The sequence below is a fragment of the Xaviernesmea rhizosphaerae genome (genome assembly GCF_001938945.1).
GTDB lineage: Bacteria > Pseudomonadota > Alphaproteobacteria > Rhizobiales > Rhizobiaceae > Xaviernesmea > Xaviernesmea rhizosphaerae.
On record NZ_MKIO01000011.1, the window covers coordinates 1 to 16,845 of the forward strand.

The 16,845-nt window shown below is 62.7% G+C and carries 17 protein-coding genes; 11 read left to right on the forward strand and 6 right to left on the reverse strand.

Annotated elements, in window-relative coordinates:
• Nucleotides 1-951 precede the first annotated feature (951 nt).
• Nucleotides 952-1,377: a Ros/MucR family transcriptional regulator gene (locus BJF92_RS00240; RefSeq protein WP_075632800.1), complete on the reverse strand. Its 426-nt coding sequence runs from the start codon at nucleotides 1,375-1,377 to the stop codon at nucleotides 952-954.
• Between BJF92_RS00240 and BJF92_RS24815 the strand changes: the two genes are divergently transcribed.
• Together BJF92_RS24815 and msrB are read left to right on the forward strand one after the other, a co-directional pair.
• A complete protein-coding gene (locus BJF92_RS24815) occupies nucleotides 1,376-1,804 on the forward strand; it encodes a hypothetical protein (RefSeq protein WP_139790488.1) in 429 nt (142 codons plus the stop codon). The genes BJF92_RS00240 and BJF92_RS24815 overlap by 2 nt on opposite strands.
• A gap of 709 nt (nucleotides 1,805-2,513) precedes the next feature.
• Complete coding sequence (gene msrB, locus BJF92_RS00245; protein ID WP_075632788.1) at nucleotides 2,514-2,951, forward strand: peptide-methionine (R)-S-oxide reductase MsrB; 438 nt, start codon at nucleotides 2,514-2,516, stop codon at nucleotides 2,949-2,951.
• A gap of 149 nt (nucleotides 2,952-3,100) precedes the next feature.
• Here the strand turns inward: msrB and trhA are convergent, their stop codons facing one another.
• Complete coding sequence (gene trhA, locus BJF92_RS00250; protein WP_075632789.1) at nucleotides 3,101-3,760, reverse strand: PAQR family membrane homeostasis protein TrhA; 660 nt, start codon at nucleotides 3,758-3,760, stop codon at nucleotides 3,101-3,103.
• Between the two features lie 94 nt (nucleotides 3,761-3,854).
• On the reverse strand, nucleotides 3,855-4,277 hold the full coding sequence (locus BJF92_RS00255; RefSeq protein WP_075632790.1) for a universal stress protein: 423 nt from the start codon (nucleotides 4,275-4,277) through the stop codon (nucleotides 3,855-3,857).
• Nucleotides 4,278-4,546: 269 nt separating this feature from the next.
• Here BJF92_RS00255 and BJF92_RS00260 point away from each other — a divergent pair, with 269 nt between their 5' ends.
• On the forward strand, nucleotides 4,547-5,446 hold the full coding sequence (locus tag BJF92_RS00260) for a VOC family protein (RefSeq protein ID WP_075632791.1): 900 nt from the start codon (nucleotides 4,547-4,549) through the stop codon (nucleotides 5,444-5,446).
• A gap of 221 nt (nucleotides 5,447-5,667) precedes the next feature.
• Here the strand turns inward: BJF92_RS00260 and BJF92_RS00265 are convergent, their stop codons facing one another.
• Entirely contained in the window at nucleotides 5,668-5,973 is a 306-nt protein-coding gene (locus BJF92_RS00265) for a DUF2798 domain-containing protein (RefSeq protein ID WP_075632792.1), read from the reverse strand.
• 240 nt (nucleotides 5,974-6,213) lie between these two features.
• Between BJF92_RS00265 and BJF92_RS00270 the strand changes: the two genes are divergently transcribed.
• From BJF92_RS00270 to BJF92_RS24825, 8 genes are all read left to right on the forward strand, one after another.
• Complete coding sequence (locus BJF92_RS00270) at nucleotides 6,214-7,185, forward strand: LysR family transcriptional regulator (protein WP_075632793.1); 972 nt, start codon at nucleotides 6,214-6,216, stop codon at nucleotides 7,183-7,185.
• A 140-nt stretch (nucleotides 7,186-7,325) separates the two neighbouring features.
• The gene (locus BJF92_RS00275; protein ID WP_075632794.1) at nucleotides 7,326-9,422 is read left to right on the forward strand and encodes a S9 family peptidase; all 2,097 of its coding nucleotides are present in this window, start codon (nucleotides 7,326-7,328) and stop codon (nucleotides 9,420-9,422) included.
• Nucleotides 9,423-9,486: 64 nt separating this feature from the next.
• Nucleotides 9,487-10,161 carry a hypothetical protein gene (locus BJF92_RS00280; protein WP_075632795.1) on the forward strand — a complete coding sequence of 225 codons (675 nt, stop codon included), beginning with the start codon at nucleotides 9,487-9,489 and terminating at the stop codon, nucleotides 10,159-10,161.
• The gene (locus BJF92_RS24820) at nucleotides 10,158-10,439 is read left to right on the forward strand and encodes a hypothetical protein (protein ID WP_143523841.1); all 282 of its coding nucleotides are present in this window, start codon (nucleotides 10,158-10,160) and stop codon (nucleotides 10,437-10,439) included. Before BJF92_RS00280 ends, BJF92_RS24820 begins: the two co-directional genes overlap by 4 nt.
• Before the next feature lie 517 nt (nucleotides 10,440-10,956).
• A complete protein-coding gene (locus BJF92_RS00285; protein WP_075632796.1) occupies nucleotides 10,957-11,451 on the forward strand; it encodes a hypothetical protein in 495 nt (164 codons plus the stop codon).
• 167 nt (nucleotides 11,452-11,618) lie between these two features.
• Entirely contained in the window at nucleotides 11,619-12,866 is a 1,248-nt protein-coding gene (locus BJF92_RS00290) for a DUF2254 domain-containing protein (protein WP_075632797.1), read from the forward strand.
• Between the two features lie 116 nt (nucleotides 12,867-12,982).
• A complete protein-coding gene (locus BJF92_RS00295; RefSeq protein WP_078057734.1) occupies nucleotides 12,983-14,512 on the forward strand; it encodes a protein adenylyltransferase SelO in 1,530 nt (509 codons plus the stop codon).
• A 106-nt stretch (nucleotides 14,513-14,618) separates the two neighbouring features.
• Nucleotides 14,619-14,828: a hypothetical protein gene (locus tag BJF92_RS24825; RefSeq protein WP_143523842.1), complete on the forward strand. Its 210-nt coding sequence runs from the start codon at nucleotides 14,619-14,621 to the stop codon at nucleotides 14,826-14,828.
• Between the two features lie 597 nt (nucleotides 14,829-15,425).
• On the opposite strand, the gene BJF92_RS24830 is transcribed toward BJF92_RS24825, so the two are convergent.
• Entirely contained in the window at nucleotides 15,426-16,214 is a 789-nt protein-coding gene (locus tag BJF92_RS24830) for an HIRAN domain-containing protein (protein WP_075632798.1), read from the reverse strand.
• Nucleotides 16,214-16,783 (reverse strand): HipA domain-containing protein, encoded by a 570-nt coding sequence (locus tag BJF92_RS00305; RefSeq protein WP_078057737.1) that lies wholly within the window; start codon nucleotides 16,781-16,783, stop codon nucleotides 16,214-16,216. Before BJF92_RS00305 ends, BJF92_RS24830 begins: the two co-directional genes overlap by 1 nt.
• Between the last annotated feature and the right edge of the window lie 62 nt (nucleotides 16,784-16,845).

Sequence of the window (16,845 nt, forward strand, 5' to 3'; positions counted from 1 at the left end):
CCCCTCGTTCGATGAGCGCCTTATACGGCCACCAAACCCGAAACGTCAACACAGGAAATGAAAGAAAAATGACGGAACTGGGTAAGAGACTGAAAGAAAACAGGAAAAACTGATCCACACACTTAGTCGGCAGGGCGATCCTCTCCGCAATGGGCGCAATAAGGGCGTCGGACTGGAGGAAAGCAGGAGAGAAAATGGAGACAAAAGGGAGAATGGGACCAGTGAAGGGAAGGGCGGGCTTCTGGTGGCCTTACTTGCAGAGGATATCGGCTGGCAAAAGCGAGATCAGGTGGATGATCGCGGTTCTGCGGCGTCCCTTCCGGGTGGCGCGCAGCCCCTGTCCCCGCGCCTGACAGTCTCTCATGATCCCAACAGGCAGCATTTTCGCGGAGCGGCCGGCCATGACGGGAACCACAGCATTCCCCTGCCGACAGGCTTTTCGATCATGGCACAAAAAGCGCCCGTTCAGATGGGGCGGACTTCCTGAAAAGGATGCGACGGGCGCCCGACACCCAGCAAAGGGCGTGCGCCGGACCAATGGGGGAGAGATAGGGCGGTATAAGGCCGATGTCGCGGCGCGGGGCTGAACGGGCGCTCCAGCGATCCTCACGCTCATGGGAGCGCATGCGTCACAAGAGGGCACGGCTCTGGCCCACAGACGACCGATCGGGGGAAGTCAGTCGACATTGTCTTGGGCAGCCCGCCGGTCACGACGGGACGGCAGCCGGCTCTCCCGATCACGGGCGCGAGGTTTTGGCCCCTGGACCGCGCGACGGGAAGCGGGTGGCGCGCCCTTCCGCAAGCTGTCGCCCCGGCTTGCATAGCTCGAACAGAACCTTCTCGAGCGGCTCCCATCGAGGCCATTCGGGGGCTCTATCGACCCCCCGAACATGGGACTTCAAAACGTCAGAAGCGGAAACAGCCGCGAGGCCGCCCCGTCTCTTCCGGGGATCAGCCGCGCTTGCGGCGCTGGCCGAGGCCCATTTCCTTGGCAAGCCGCGAGCGCGCCTCGGCATAGGCCGGGGCCACCATGGGATAGTCGATAGCCAAATCCCACTTTTCCCGATATTCCTCGGGAGAGAGATTGTGATGGGTCATCAGATGGCGCTTCAGCGACTTGAAGGTGCCGCCGCATTCCAGGCAGGTGATCTGATCGTCCTGAACCGACTTGCGCACCGAAACAGCCGGTTTCGGCTTTTCCGCCACGGCCGGAGCCGGAACCGGAACGCCCGTGCCACTGAGCGCTGAATGCACGTCATTGATCAGCACGGTCAGATCCGCGACGGGCACATTGTGATTGCTGACATAGGCTGAAACGATTTCAGCGGTGAGCTCCACCAGGAGTTCCTGGCCTGGACCGACGGCTGCATCACTCATGATGATCTCCTTCGAAACGTTATGGATCTTGGCGCACGAAGCGCTCTGTGTGAAATATAGCCGCGCCGTCAGACGGCGGGCCCTGGATTGTTCAATCGGACGGATCGGAGCCAAACCGGTTATCCTTCCGAAGAAGGCTGCCTTTGCCAAAAAGGCGGGAAGGACATTGAGAGCGCACGGATCTTATTTCCGAATCTTCTTATCGACCTGGATGGACACGGCGCATCAAAGACACAACCTGACCGGACATTCGCCCTGCCTTAACAAGATTGAGTTAGCAAAATCTGCAATACATCGGCGCAAACTCTTTTCAAAGATACATAGAATGCTGTATAAAGTGCTGTCAGATCGGCTCTTGCCTCCGGCAGGCAACGACACGAACAAAGCATCGTCAAGCGCCTTCATCAAAGAGCTGATGTTCGATTAGCACCGCATTGGCAAAAGGCCAATGCAAAATCACCCTGTAGAGCGGAAATATTGCGACAAAGCTGCTTTACAGCGGAGAGCATGTGGTATCGACAACCCTCGGTAAACAGGTGTTTTGGGCTGGAGAGCGGTGTTCTGTTCTATCGGGACAGAATTATGACAGAGCGACCGCCAGCTGTCGTAAATCTTCCTGCTTCATCAAAAACACAGAGGCAAAGCGAGACGAAGGCTATCATCGGCTGCCTGCAGACAAACTCAAACATTGAACAGGAAAATATAAAGCAACCTGAGATGGATGCGCTGATCGTGCGACGGGAGCGCCACCGCTTGGCGGCTGGCGCAACATCACCCTCGGCGGGCTCCACTATCAGAATCACGGCGACATGATCCGGGAAATCGCCGGATGGCAGGCTTCGATGGCCACGCACATCCTCGCCAAGACCGCAGCGGCCCACAAGCGCGTTGGCCTGTGCTCTACAGAAACAAGCCCGGCTGGCGCCTGAGGAAGGCGTCCAGGCCATGCCGATAGAAACGTTTCGGCCCAAGCGAACATCACATCAACCGGAGGCCGTCCCCGCCCCGGGTCCGGCGCCGCCTGCCCGATGCGGATGCGCCCCGGAGATGGCCGTCGCCCCCTGCCTTTCCTATATATTCGGCGAAGCAGGGCGATCGGGACGGCTTGATTGCCTGCTATGAGGATGGAGAGACCCATGGATCAGACGAAACCCGCCGACGCCGGCAGCCTGAAGGTTCACAAGAGCGAGGAGGAATGGCGGGCACTGCTGACGCCGGAGCAGTTCCGCATTACCCGGCAGCATGGCACGGAGCGCGCCTTCTCCAGCCCGGACTTCGACAGCACGAAGCCCGGAACCTATCGCTGCGTCTGTTGCGGGCGAGCGCTCTATGACGCCAAGGCGAAGTTCAATTCCGGCACGGGCTGGCCGAGCTTTACCCAGCCGATCGATGCCGGCGCCGTGACCGCGCATCGCGATCTGTCCTATGGCATGGTGCGAACGGAAATCCGCTGCGCCGATTGCGACGCGCATCTCGGCCATGTCTTTCCGGATGGCCCCGCCCCCACCGGCCTGCGCTATTGCATGAATGGCGTGGCGCTGACCTTCGAGCCCGCCGGCTCCGATCCCGCCTGAGGACATAAGGCGTCTGCGGCATCGGACGGTGCGCTGCCTTCATCCGATGCCTGTTTTCCGCTTCAGGGCCGGGCGCACTCGGTCATCCGCCCGGGCTTCCTGGTCGCCCTTGCCTGACTGCCCGTGCCTGACTGCCCGTGCCTGGGCGATTACACACCTGCGGCGCTGATACAGGTGACGACGGCGGAGTAATGAACGGCGGCGGCGGCCACGACGAAGCCGTGCCAGATGGCATTCTGGAAGCGCAGCTTTTCCCACACATGGAAGATCACGCCGAAGGAATAGATCAGCCCGCCGATGAGAATGAGCACCAGTGTCGCCTCCGGCAGGCGGCCTGTCAGCGGCTCGGCGGCAGCCACGCCGCTCCAGCCCATGGCGAGATAGAGCAGGATCGCCAGCCGGTCGAAGCGGCCGGGAAAGAGGCACTTCAGCGCGATGCCGAAGGCGGCGATCAGCCAGATGCCGATCAGCATGGCAAAGAGGAAGGGGCTATCCCAACCCTGCTGCAGAAAGGGCGTGTAAGTGGCGGCGATCAGGATGAAGATCGAGGAATGATCGACCCGCCGCAAAAGCCATTTGGTGCGCGAAACCGGATAGAGATTGTAGAGAAACGAGATCGACAGCGTCAGCACCAGGCCGGCGCCATAGACCCAGGCGGCGGCGAGCTGGCCGGCCGTGCCAAAGAGCGTGGTGTAGAAAATCAGCGCCGTCACGCCGACCAGCGCCAGCGCCAGGCCGATGCCATGCACGATGCCGTCGGCGATCAGCTCGGCGGTGTCATAGGTCCATTTCACGCCGGGAACATGCATTGCCAGCCGCCTCCTTCCTTGCTTCGCCCGCAGCATGACAGAGGCTGCGGGCGGAGGGAACAGGCGATTTGCCGCTGACCCCGCCAGCAGGGCCTTACCGGTCGATCAGGACCGCACTGTGGCAATGGGCGGCACAGCGGCTGGCGGTGGAGCCGATGAAGTAATCGCTGAGCCCCGGCTGATGCGAGGCGATGATGACGAGATCGGCCTTCTCCATCTCGGCCAGCTCGTTGATGCGCCCGGCCGGGCCGCCGATCTCGATGACGACGCGACCGGGCACATTGTGCTTGGCCTTCAGCGCGTTCAGCGTGCGCTCGGCGTGGCGCACCGAATCCTCGATCATCTGCTGGGGGAAATCGACGATCATATAGCCCTGGGCATAGGCATTGAGATCCTCGACCACGTTGAGCAGGACGATCTCGCCGCCCTCGTCGAGCAGCGCCATGGCGCGCTTCAGCGTCGCCTCGCCCTGCGTCAGACGATCGATGGCAATGGGAACGATGATTTTCCGGTACATGACGACCTCCTTGAAAAAGGCCCGCCCTTGAAGGGCTAGGCGCTGAAAACGATCATGCCCGCGCGAGAGGATAACGTCCTTGATCAGGATCAAGACGCAGCCGGAATGTGCCGTGGGGTCGTCAACACTGCGTGAACGCTTCATCGCGCACAGGCTGGCTTTGCTGGCGGGGGCCCTGGTCTTATGGTGCGATCATCGGCGGCCTGTCCGCCCTGCCTGCCTTGCCCGTGCCCGCCATACCGGCCGGGCGACGATCCGGAGAAACCCGCATGCCCGACAGCGCCGCAGACAACAGCCCGGAAGAGAACAGCCGACAGGCAGGCGATCACGCGGTGTCCATGCCACTCTTCGTCGAGCATGCCCATCTGCAGGTGCGCGATCTGCCGATGGTCTCGGCCTGGTATCAGCGCATTCTCGGCCTGACGCCGATCGAGAGCAGCGCCAGCGGCCAGACGCTGGGCGCCGGCGGCGTACCGCTTCTCACGCTGACGAGCCGCGCCGATCTCGCCCCCTCCGCCCCGCGCGCCGCCGGATTGTTTCACAATGCCTTCCTGGTTCCGGATCGCCGCGAACTGGCGCGGTGGCTGGCGCATGCGGCCCATTCCGGCGTGCGGCTGCAGGGGGCGTCCGACCATCTGGTCAGCGAGGCGATCTATCTGACCGATCCGGAGGGCAACGGCATCGAGGTCTATCGCGACCGGCCGCGCGAGGAATGGCGCTATCAGTCGGATGGCATGGTCGCCATGGCCACCCTGCCGCTCGACCTGCAGTCGCTTTACGACGAAGCCCCGCAGCAGGGTTTCTCCGGGATGGCGCCGGGCACGGCGCTCGGCCATATCCATCTGCAGGTCTCCGCCCTGCCGGAGGCGGATCAGTTCTTCCGCGCGGTTCTGGGGCTCGATCTGATGGCGACCTATCCCGGCGCGCATTTCTACGCCGCCGGCCGCTATCATCACCATGTCGCGGCCAATATCTGGAATTCGCGCGGCGCTCCGCGGCGCGAGAGCCGCATGGCCGGGCTTGCCGATTACGCCATCCGCTTCAACGATCCCGCCCGCTTCCAGCAGGCGCTGGACAGCCTCGACCGGCTGGAGATCGCGGTGACGCGCAGCGGCACGCGGGCAAAGCTGATCGATCCCTGGGGCATGGGCCTGACGCTTTCGGCCTGACGGTCTGGCCGGGCATTGCCGTCGATCGTCGGCACAGGGCAGTTCCAGACCAGAGGGTGAGCCGAAGCCGCCCGGGCCTCACAGTCTGTTCAAGACTTGCTGTTGGTCTGACGAAAATGGTGATTTCGAGAACCGGAGCGTAGCGTCCTTAAGGTCCGTGAGCACCGGAAGCGCAGACATTTCCATTTGCAGGCGGCCAACGGCGATGAGTGGACAGACTGTCAGCCTAGCCGCACCACCAGCGCCACCAGACACATGACCACGGGCCGCACGGCGAGCACGGCGAAGAAGGCCGTGGGCGCGGCGATCGCATAGGCATCGAGCACACGGGCGGGATAGCCGGCATCGATCCCGCCATTCACGCCGACGATTACTGCGCTCATGATCATCGCCATGATCCCGGCCATGAAGAAGGCGAAGACATAGGGCAGCGTCCAGAGCGGGAGCTTAAAGGTCCCTCGGACAGGGCCAGCGATGGGGCCAGTTGCGGCAACGTGGCCGGCGGCGGAAACGGTCTGTTCGGTCATGGCGAAATCCTTTCGAAATCGGGGTGCACGGGGTGCGGCGGGCTGGTTCTCCATCGCCGCTTGCTGATGACCTTCGATGTACAGTGCCGCATTCAAAAGCTGTAGCCACGGCAGGATTGAAGGATTAGAAAGAAAATCTTACGAGTGACGAGGCGGTTCTGCTCGCCCTGATCGTCTCGTTCCGATGCCTCGCCGCTTTCCCCGCGCCCATGCCCCTTCGTCGATGACAGGAGCCGCCGCTTGGACAATCTCCGGCCGATCGAATGTTTCGTGCGCGCTGCCGAGCTCGGCAGCATCGCGGCGGCCGCCCGCAAGCTCGGCATCACGCCGGCAGCCGCCAGCCAGAACATAGCCCGGCTCGAGGAAACGCTTGGCACGCGGCTGATGCGGCGCACCACGCGCCGGCTGGCGCTGACCGAAGCCGGCCGGGTCTATCTCGAGCGTGTGGCGCCGCTGCTGGAAGCGCTGGAGCGGGCGGGCGATGCGGCGGTGGCGCTCGGCGGCCGGCCGCGCGGGCGGCTGAAGATTGCCTGCTCCATCGCCTTTGGCCGCCATGTGCTGGCGCGGCTCTTGCCGCGCTTTCTCGCCGCCTATCCTGAGATCGCGGTGGAGCTGGCGCTGGGCGATATCAGCGCCGACCATCTGGGCGATGATATCGATGTCAGCATCCGCTTCCAGAACCAGCTCGAACCGGGGCTGATCTCGCGCCGGCTGCTGACCGTGCCGATCCATCTGGTGGCGTCGCCCGCCTATCTCGCCCGCGCCGGCACGCCGAAGACGCCGGAGGCACTGAAGGACCATGATTGCCTCGCCTTCCGCTTCGCCCGCAACGGCCGGATCCTGCCCTGGGGCTTCGTGCGCGACGGCGCCCGCTTCGAGCCTCCGCTGGGGGTGAAGATCGTCGCCAACGACATCGACACGCTGGCGACGCTGGCGCTGGCCGGCCAGGGCATCACCCGGCTTGGCGCCTTCCTCGCCGATCCGCTGATCGAGGAGGGCCGGCTGGTCTCGCTCTTTGCCCGCCCGGGCGACGGGGCAGCCCTCGGCACGGCGGCAGAGGGCGCCCCCTCCTTTGCCGATCCAGAGCCACTGGAAATTTATGTCTGCGTGGTGGACCGGCTGGCGGAGACGGCCAAGATCCGCGCCTTCATCGATTTCGCCGTGGAAATGCTGAAAGGGCCCTGGCCGCCCCGCAGCCTTTCCGGCGGTTGATGGCGGGCTCCGGCCTGGCATGGCAGGCCGTGCGCGGGAAGAGACGAGGGACGATCCGGCTTGATCCAGCTTGATCCCCCTGGCCGCGCCCTCTATTTCTGCGGGCGGAACCCAAACGCCCGCCAGTCCGGAGATGCTCCTTGGCCCTGTTCGACGCCCTGCCGCCCGCCCCGATCGCCCCGAAGAAGCCGGTGACCGATACCCGCCACGGGATTACCCGCACGGACGACTATGCCTGGCTCCGCGCGGAGAACTGGCAGGCCATGTTCAAGAACCCTACTATTCTCGATCCGGAGATCCGCGCCCATCTGGAGGCCGAGAACGCCTATCAGAAGGCGGCGATGGCCGACACGGAGGGCCTGCAGAAGGCGCTGTTTGCCGAGATGCGTGGCCGCATCAAGGAGGATGACAGCTCCGTTCCGGTCAAGGACGGGCCTTACGCCTATGGCACCGCCTTCGTCACCGGCGGCGAGCATCCGCGCTTCTTCCGAACTCCGCGCGAGGGCGGCGCCGAGACGCTTCTGCTCGATGGTGACAAGGAAGCCGAGGGCAAGCCCTATTTCGACCTCGGCGGCATCGATCATTCCAGCGATCATCGCCTGGGTCTCTGGGCCTATGACGACAAGGGCTCGGAATTCTACACGCTGCGGGTCCGCGATCTGGAGACCGGCGAGGACTTGGCCGACCGGATCGAGAACACCGGCGGCGACGGCGTCTGGGCGCCCGATGCCAAAAGCTTCTTCTACACCGTTCTGGACGACAACCACCGCCCCTCGCGCGTCTTCCACCATATCCTCGGCCAGCCGCAGGCCGAAGACCGGCTGGTCTATGAGGAGGCCGATGCCGGCTTCTTCATGAATGTCGGCGGCTCCACGCTCGACGATTTCATCTTCATCGACATCAACGACCACGAGACCAGCGAATACTGGCTGATCCCGACCTCGGACCTCATGGCCAAGCCGCAGCTGGTGGCGCGGCGCGAGACCGGCATCGAATATGACCTGACCGAGGGCGGCGATGTCTTCTACATCCTCACCAATGCCGACGGCGCCAAGGACTTCAAGATCATGGAGACGCCGGTGACGGCGCCCGGGCGGGAAAACTGGCGCGACGTGGTGCCCCACACCCCCGGCACGCTGATCCTCGCCCATGAGGCCTATGCCCGCCACCTGGTCTGGCTGGCGCGCGAAAACGGCCTGCCGCAGATCCGCATCCGCGACCGCAGGAGCGGCGAAGAGCACGCGATCGCCTTTGCCGAGGAGGCCTATGCGCTCAGCCTGCATGGCGCGGCGGAATATGACACCGATGTCATCCGCTTCTCCTATTCCTCGATGACGACGCCGTCGCAGCTCTATGAATATGACATGGCGACCCGCGAGCGCCGGCTTTTGAAGACGCAGGAAGTGCCCTCCGGCCACGATCCCGACGCCTATGTCACCCGCCGGGTCTTTGCCCCAGCCCAGGATGGCGAGCGCGTGCCGGTGACGCTGCTCTACCGCAAGGACACGGCGCTGGACGGCTCCGCCCCCTGCCTGCTCTATGGCTATGGCGCCTATGGCTCCAGCATTCCGGCCGGCTTCAACACCGGCTGCCTGTCGCTGGTCGATCGCGGCTTCGTCTATGCCATCGCCCATATCCGCGGCGGCAAGGACAAGGGCTTCGCCTGGTACGAAGACGGGAAGATGGCGAAGAAGGTGAACACCTTCACCGACTTCATCGCCTGCGCCGATCATCTGGTGGCGGAAGGCTTTACCGCTTACGACCGCATCGTCGCCGAGGGCGGCTCGGCCGGCGGCATGCTGATGGGGGCCGTCGCCAACATGGCGCCGGAAAAATTCGCCGGCATCATCGCCGCCGTTCCCTTCGTCGACGTGCTCACCACCATGCTGGACGACACGCTGCCGCTGACCCCGCCGGAATGGCCGGAATGGGGCAACCCGATCGAGAGCGAAGCCTTCTACCGGATCATCGCCAGCTATTCTCCCTATGACAATGTCGATGCCAGGCCCTATCCGGTGATCCTGGCGACCGCCGGCCTCACCGATCCGCGCGTGACCTATTGGGAGCCGGCGAAATGGGTGGCCAGGCTGCGGGAAAAGACCACGAGCGGCGCGCCTGTCCTGTTCAAGATCAACATGGATGCCGGCCATGCCGGCGCCTCCGGCCGCTTCCAGCGCCTGGAAGAGATCGCCTTCGAATACGCCTTCGCGCTGAAGCTGGCGGGGAAGCTTGCCTAGATATTAAAGAACTTCAGTGTTCCCTCATATCCGGCATCAACGGCGGATGTGAGGGAACCATTGCATGAAAAACATCGCACTTCTGGCACTTCTTCTGTTCCTCGCGGCGATCGGCCTCTTCCTCGCCGTGGTCTGGAACGGCTACGAATGGCACCAGAAGCTGACGGTGACGGTGGACACGCCGAATGGCCCCCTCAGTGCCTCGTCCGTTCAACAGATGCGTCTGAGCGACAAGCGAGGACCATGGAACCCACCCGAGGGAAGTGGCGTATCCTTCACACTTTCCGGCGAAGCGGTTGTCATGGAGCTTTCTCAGGGGCGCTATCTCTTTGCACTCCTGAGTGGCACGCCGTCGCTTGGCGAACAGCTTTACCCGAAGATGGATGTCATCGACGCTGCCAAGCTTCTGGAGAGAGGCGAGGCGGAAGCCTACCGATCGGTGACGTTGTCCCGAAGGGACCATCCCCTGCTTGTCACCTTTGGGGACATCAACGATCCTGCCAGTGTTGAGCGCGTTGATCCCGCCAATCTCGAAGCCTCGTTTGGTCCTGGCTATCGGCTGCAGAGCATGACTCTGGCGTTGACGGAGGAGCCCGTGACCAAAGGGAAGGTCAAAAAAGTCTTGCTCTGGCTCGGCCCTTATCCCGAGCCCACATTGAGCCCAGCAACGGGTGATATATCAAACATTCCATTTTCCAGCAAAGTAGCTCAAGGCGATTTCATAAGGGGTAAGAGATGACTGTTTCCAATGATCTTCTCATGGCGATCCTCGCGATGGATTCCTACAATCGTGGTTACAACCCTGGAATAGACGATGGCATTTCCGAGAGCGAGGGCCAAGCTGATGGACTTGGTGGGGCTGGTTCAAAAATCGGAAACGCCACTGTTAAACCCATAAACCTGCCAGTGGGCTCCCAGGAGGCCTGGCTTCTAAGCCATCGCCTACGATTGGAACGGTCAGACGGTCATTTCATACCGAGGGACCGACAACATTTTCTCTGCGCCTTGGTCGAATGATCCCGGAAGCGATGGGTGGAATGGCTATTCCCTCGGTGCCGGCTATCCTCTGTCTACTCAAGCCAAACTGGCGGCCCAATTCTTTCAGTCCGTAACCGGGACGACCGGTTTGGAGAATCCTAGGCTGGCTCCGCCCACATCCAGAGCCCACATCAAGCTTGGCAACCGGCGACATATCAAATATTCCATTTTCGAGCAGAGTCGCTGAAGGCGATTTCAGCAGGGGCAAGAAATGATCGTTTCCACTGATCGTCTCATGGCCGACCTGGAAATGGTTAGGTTAACCTTTCATTAACCATTTTCCGGCACAAACGCAGCTGTTCCCTCGCAGACACCTGAGGTGATTCGCTCCTGCCGCGCCGCCTCAAGGCCCGGCCAAGCCTCGCGATAGAGCGGGCATGCGGGATCGGCGCTTGAAAATTGCACGTCGTGCCAAGGGTTTGGCGCGCGGGTACAACCGCGCAAGCTTCGCGCAAGCCCCATGGATCAGCCTTTCCTTGTAAAAGGAGGGTTCGCCATGCGGATCGAAAGCCAGTCATTAGCAGCGCGTGCCCTGTTGACGCCGACGCCCGAAGCCGCAGCGTCCATTTCCCTGTCCGTTCAGTCCGGCGTCGCCCGCTATGCCGCAGCACCACCGCTGCCGGTGGCCGCCCCCTCCTCCCGCCTGTCGAGCGCGCTGTTCGACATGCAGTTCAAGGAGCAGTTCTCCGGCGATGGCGCCGCTGCCGACAATAGCGGCTTCGGCCGCACCGAGCGCGAATTCATCGACTGGTCGAAGCGCTCGCTGGCCGAAACGATCCGCGCCCAGGTGCTGGAAGAAAACGGCCTGACCGAGGAAAGCCTGCGCAGACTGCCGCAGGACGAGCAGCATGCGATCCTCGACGAGATCAAGGAACGCATCCGCCTGGCGCAGACCAGCGCCGCAACTCCGCGTGACAACGCCCCCGACATGCCGCCGGCCGTGCCCGAGCTCAGCCTCTGGGATCATCCGGGTTTCGCCAGCGCGGCCTGAGCCCGCTCCCCGATCTTCCGAACGAAGGCGGCGGAGGAAGCGGGAACGCCCGCGCAGATCTGGACATTCCGCCCGACTGCCGCATCTTTACCATGGACGTCAAGGGTTTGATGCCGGCCCGCAGGCGCCGGCGCGCCACTTGAAACCAGGCTGGAGACGGGCGGACGATGAGACATTGGTCCTGGCTGTTCGAGCGGGTCGCCAAGCGGCTATGGGTGCGCGCCAGCCTCTATTGTCTGGCGGGAATCGCCACGGCCCTTGCAGGCCTGGTGCTCGGACGCTTCATTCCGTCCGATCTCTCGGCCAAGCTGGGGGCGGACTCGGTCGGCTCGATCCTGACGATCATCGGTTCCTCGATGCTGACGGTCACCACCTTTTCGCTCTCCACCCTAGTTGCCGCCACCGCCTCGGCCGCCAGCGGCGGCACGCCGCGCGCCACCACGCTGCTTCTGGAAGACGAAACGGCGCAGCGCGCGCTCTCCACCTTCCTCGGCGCCTTCCTGTTTTCGCTGGTCGGGCTGATCGCCCTGCGCAGCGGGCTTTATGACGATGGCGGTCGCTTCGTGCTGTTTGCCGCCACGCTGCTGCTCGTGGCCCTGATCACGCTGACGCTCCTGCGCTGGATCGATCATCTGACCAGCCTCGGCCGGGTCGGGGAAACGATCGCCCGGGTAGAGGCGGTGGCGCTCAAGGAGATCGCGGCGCACCGGGACGCGCCCTTTCTCGGCGGCCGGCCGCTCGGCCGGGTGTCGGAGGATACGATACGGATCTGCCCCGAGGAGATCGGCCATATCCTGCATCTCGACATGGCCCGGCTGCAGGCGCTTGGCGAAACGCATCAGGCCCGCATCCATGTTCTCAGGCGCCCGGGCGCGCTGGCCGGTCCTGGCCAGCCGATCCTGGCGATCGAGGCGGGCACGCCGCTGGACGCGGCGGCCGAGGCCGCCTTCCGCGAGGGCTTCGTGCTGGGCGCCCGCCGCAGCTTCAAGGAGGATCCGCGCTTCGGCCTGGTGGTGCTGGCGGAGATCGGCATGCGCGCCCATTCCGCCGCCGTCAACGATCCCGGCACCGCCATCGACGTGCTGACCGCGCTGACGCGGCTGCTTTCGCAGACAGCACCGCGCCAGGACCGGGAGGCCGGGATCCGTTACGACCGCGTCTTCGTGCCGGCGATCACGGCGCAGGACCTGTTCGAGGATGCCTTTCTCGGCATGGCGCGGGACGGCGCCGGCAATCTCGAATTCTCCATTCGCCTGCAGAAAGCCATGGCGCTTCTGGCGGCCGGGCCCGATGCCGAGATCGCCGCCGCCGCCCGCCGGCTGGCGCGCGAAGCGGCCGCCCGCAGCCTGGAGGTTATCACCTTCGAGCCCGACCGCCAGCGTCTTCTGGCCGTCTGCGCCAGAGGATCGGCGTGAAAACCGCCCCCCTTGTTGGTCCGATGCTCCGGTGACGGCAAAGCGCGCATCTCCTGAGGCGCATTTGCCCCCGCCCTCCGGCATGCCTATATCGAGGGCCAAGGAGATCGCCGACCATGACAGATCCGAATCCCCGCCTCAGCCCGAATCCCGTCCAAGATCCGAGCGCTTTGGCGCAGGCAACGCCCCTGCCCTTCGACAACAGCTATGCCGCCCTTCCCGACCGCTTCTTCGCCCGCGTGCTGCCCACGCCGGTGGAAGCGCCTGTCGTGATCGCTTTCAACAAGGCGCTGGCCGCCGAGCTGGGGCTGGACGCGGAGGCGCTGGCGCGCGAGGCCGGCGCGGTCTTTTCCGGCAACCGCGTGCCGGAAGGGGCAGCACCTCTGGCCATGGCCTATGCCGGCCACCAGTTCGGCAATTTCGTGCCGCAGCTGGGCGATGGCCGGGCGATCCTGCTGGGCGAGGTGGTGGATGGCAAAGGCCGGCGCCGCGACATTCAGCTGAAGGGCGCCGGCCCCACGCCCTTTTCTAGGCGCGGCGACGGGCGGGCGGCACTCGGCCCCGTGATGCGCGAATATCTGGTGAGCGAGGCCATGCATGCGCTCGGCATTCCGGCGACGCGCGCGCTTGCCGCCGTCGTCACCGGCGAGCCAGTCTATCGCGAAACCGTGCTGCCGGGCGCGGTGCTGACGCGGGTGGCGGCCAGCCACCTGCGCGTCGGCACCTTCCAGTTCTTCGCCGCCCGCGACGACCGCGAGGGCCTTCAGCGGCTTACCGACTATGCCATCGCCCGCCACGATCCGGACCTTCAGCAGGTCGAAATCCCGGCGCTGGCGCTCATCGAGCGCGTGGCCGGCCGGCAGGCCGACCTCATCGCCCGCTGGCTCGGCGTCGGCTTCATCCACGGGGTGATGAACACCGACAATTTCTCGATCTCGGGCGAGACGCTGGATTTCGGCCCCTGCGCCTTTCTCGACACCTATGATCCGCGCAAGGTCTTCTCCTCCATCGACCGGGGCGGACGTTACGCCTATGCCAGCCAGCCCGGCATCGCCCAGTGGAACCTCGCCCGGCTGGCCGAATGCCTGCTGCCGCTGATCGACGCGGATGGCGACAAGGCCGTGGAAAAGGCCAGCGCCGTCATCAACGCCTTCCCCGCCCGCTTCCAGGCCGCCTGGCTCGCCACGATGCGCGCCAAGCTCGGCCTCACCACGCAGGAAGACGGCGACCTCGACCTGATCCAGGCCTTCCTCGCTCTGCTGCATGAAGGCGAAGCCGACTACACGCTCGCCTTCCGCGCGCTGGCCGATGCCGTGACCGGCGATGCTGCGGCGCTGGCCGAACGCTTCCGCCAGCCGGTGGCGCTCTCCGGCTGGCTGGAAGCCTGGCGCGCCCGGCTCGCCCGCGAGCCCGGCGACCTTGCCGCCCGCAGCGCGGCCATGCGCAAGGTCAACCCCCTCTTCATCCCCCGCAACCACCGCATCGAACAGGCCATCGCCTCCGCCCAGGAAGACGGCGACTTCTCCCTGTTCGAAGCCCTGCAGAAAGCGCTCTCCCGTCCCTATGACGACCAGCCGGAGCATGCGCCGCTGGCGGAAGCGCCGAGGGAGGAGGAGCGGGTGAGAAGGACGTTTTGTGGGACGTGAGGGGGTGGGACGCAGGTTCGTGCCGTCTTCATGTCGGCTTTGCGCCAGCACCGGACATCGTGCGCCCTTTAATACAACTCAAACGTTTAGTGAGAGATTGTCCGGCATGGCTAGCAATTGGATTTCGGAAGAGGTTTGGCGTGATGCCTTGTGGAATGCCAGAGAACAGCTACGCGGCATGAAAGCGCGGGACGGGCACTCGATTCAGATTGCACACAAACGCGCCCAGGTCGAGCGCATCCGGTCTGCTGGCCATCCAGATTGGCAAGAGCGGATCGAATGGGAGGGGTTCAATTTCTCGCCTTCATCAGACTGAGAACCCTACCCAAGTCTGGATCGAACAATGAGGGTGTTCGCTCTGGGCCAAGGGTCGTCATAAGGTGGTATCATTGAATGGACGGCCAGCGTGGTCTCGCGGCAGCAACGTGACGTCAATCTGTCGCCCGATCCCGTTCTATAGATAACGGCGATCGCGTCCGCCTGTGCTTATGCCAGACCCACGGCGGTGAGTCTAACGGAATCGGCTACCTGGCTGAGGTGGCCATGACCGCTTAGGGTCGGAGGCTGTCATGGCAGCGATGCGCTAATAGCGTTCATCCGCTTTCGGCGGCAAGCTGTCCGATATGGGGCCGGTGCCAGACCTTCCGCTATTGGGCACGATCTAGAATGCAGCGAAGATATCGCCTCTGGAATATAAGCTCGGAAGTGGCCAATAGCTGCCTCAGGTGACATAGGGCTACTGCATCATCTTCGACAGTATCCACACGATGATTGATCCCGCCCATCAGCGGTCCTCCGCGCACTATGAGCGGTGGATAAAGAAGGAGTTCGGACAAACTTTCTTTCGGGCCCGAGCGAGGAAAAGCCAACATGTGTACCCGGCTTTTAGTAGCCGCAGTACTCGGCCCGCTCGTTAGCCCGCTGCTCGTTGAAATGGTTTTGCAGTACTCACAGTCTTCAGCGCATCTTCAACTGCAACATTACTGATAAGCTGATGCTCTTCACTATTGCAGGGTACAAAATTCTCAGGCCAAGATGACACCGCTTCGCACAGAAGCTTGAACTGAGAGGGCGCATCCCGATTCACCTGAAGTACTTTCAGACGAGGAGCTATCTTGGCACTCTCGAAGAGATATCGAAGGTCTGGAGCAACAAATCGAGGGCAATAGCCAATGATGACAGCAGGATTTTGCGTTCTGAGACAGACAGCATTTCCATCGTGTGGATTTTGAATATCCAGCATCGGACACAAGACTTCGCCAGGCTCCAGAGCTGTTACTCGATCTGCAGACTCCTGCGTTAGATGACTAATTCCATGGACAAAAAAAACAGATCTATACCGGCCGTCACGACTTTTCACAGGAACCGGCGACACATGCAGTGCATCAGTCGCACGCATGCCGCCAATTCGCGCCATCAGCCCCAATGGGTCGCTCTCTCTGTCTAGGCCAGACCAACGCACGTACCTCGCGTATTCTGGCCTTTTTTCGTTCATGACCCGGTTGGCAAAGATAGGGAACAGGTCGTTAGAGATGTACAACGACGAGACATCATTCATTCTGCCAAACGGAAGAAAGTTTCCTGAAACCTGAGAGCCGCGCGTGTATCCAAAAATATAATACCCGCTCTGGTTAATCAGCTTTGCAACAGGGAGCCATCTTCGGGTTTCCGGATCTTGCCAATTCAGGAAGAATGATCGCATCACGTTTGCCCCAATAGCTTTTGCCTGTTGATTTCGAGCATATTCAAGGCAAAAGACGCCGCCTCAGTGCTAATGAGTTCTGCAGGTATGCGCTCAAAAATATCAGATAGGTCACCCGGATCCACTTTCGAGAGGCGCGCCAACCAGAACTCCTCGTGCTTTTTCCCCGCTGAACTCGCATGACGAAAAGCATCAATGGTTGACAGTGGTCGCTTATCCGTCCGGTCCATGTAGAGCCCCGATCGCGTTTTTTCGGCGTATGCCCGCACATCGAAGCGTTTGTCTTTCGTAACCATGCGCTCTGCTCTCACCGCGTCACTCAGTTCCCTACCCAAACTCGACGCGTGATCGAAAGTTGGCGCCAGCGTGATAGTGCGCTTCTGCGAATCCAGCACAAGCCCCCAGTTTGCGTTGTGCCTATCTCCGTTACCGATCCATGCATCGAGCATGAGATATCCTACAAAACACCGCAGTGCCTCATCCGGATCATCGGTAAATTTCTGTAAAACAGCATTCACCCGCCTAACGGTGTGGCCCCTGTACTTATAGAAGCTAGGCTCAGGACTCATAAATCACAACCAAAAGATAACGGTTGCAGCGATGCATATGCTTGAGAAGAAGGTATGCGCGC

What these genes read in the sequence shown, in the direction of transcription:
- BJF92_RS24815 (WP_139790488.1), top strand. Translation starts at nt 1,376, where the DNA reads ATGATGATCTCCTTCGAAACGTTATGGATCTTGGCGCACGAAGCGCTC.
- BJF92_RS00240 (WP_075632800.1), bottom strand. Translation starts at nt 1,377, where the DNA reads ATGAGTGATGCAGCCGTCGGTCCAGGCCAGGAACTCCTGGTGGAGCTC.
- msrB (WP_075632788.1), top strand. Translation starts at nt 2,514, where the DNA reads ATGGATCAGACGAAACCCGCCGACGCCGGCAGCCTGAAGGTTCACAAG.
- trhA (WP_075632789.1), bottom strand. Translation starts at nt 3,760, where the DNA reads ATGCATGTTCCCGGCGTGAAATGGACCTATGACACCGCCGAGCTGATC.
- BJF92_RS00255 (WP_075632790.1), bottom strand. Translation starts at nt 4,277, where the DNA reads ATGTACCGGAAAATCATCGTTCCCATTGCCATCGATCGTCTGACGCAG.
- BJF92_RS00260 (WP_075632791.1), top strand. Translation starts at nt 4,547, where the DNA reads ATGCCCGACAGCGCCGCAGACAACAGCCCGGAAGAGAACAGCCGACAG.
- BJF92_RS00265 (WP_075632792.1), bottom strand. Translation starts at nt 5,973, where the DNA reads ATGACCGAACAGACCGTTTCCGCCGCCGGCCACGTTGCCGCAACTGGC.
- BJF92_RS00280 (WP_075632795.1), top strand. Translation starts at nt 9,487, where the DNA reads ATGAAAAACATCGCACTTCTGGCACTTCTTCTGTTCCTCGCGGCGATC.
- BJF92_RS24820 (WP_143523841.1), top strand. Translation starts at nt 10,158, where the DNA reads ATGACTGTTTCCAATGATCTTCTCATGGCGATCCTCGCGATGGATTCC.
- BJF92_RS00285 (WP_075632796.1), top strand. Translation starts at nt 10,957, where the DNA reads ATGCGGATCGAAAGCCAGTCATTAGCAGCGCGTGCCCTGTTGACGCCG.
- BJF92_RS00290 (WP_075632797.1), top strand. Translation starts at nt 11,619, where the DNA reads ATGAGACATTGGTCCTGGCTGTTCGAGCGGGTCGCCAAGCGGCTATGG.
- BJF92_RS00295 (WP_078057734.1), top strand. Translation starts at nt 12,983, where the DNA reads ATGACAGATCCGAATCCCCGCCTCAGCCCGAATCCCGTCCAAGATCCG.
- BJF92_RS24825 (WP_143523842.1), top strand. Translation starts at nt 14,619, where the DNA reads ATGGCTAGCAATTGGATTTCGGAAGAGGTTTGGCGTGATGCCTTGTGG.
- BJF92_RS24830 (WP_075632798.1), bottom strand. Translation starts at nt 16,214, where the DNA reads ATGCGATCATTCTTCCTGAATTGGCAAGATCCGGAAACCCGAAGATGG.
- BJF92_RS00305 (WP_078057737.1), bottom strand. Translation starts at nt 16,783, where the DNA reads ATGAGTCCTGAGCCTAGCTTCTATAAGTACAGGGGCCACACCGTTAGG.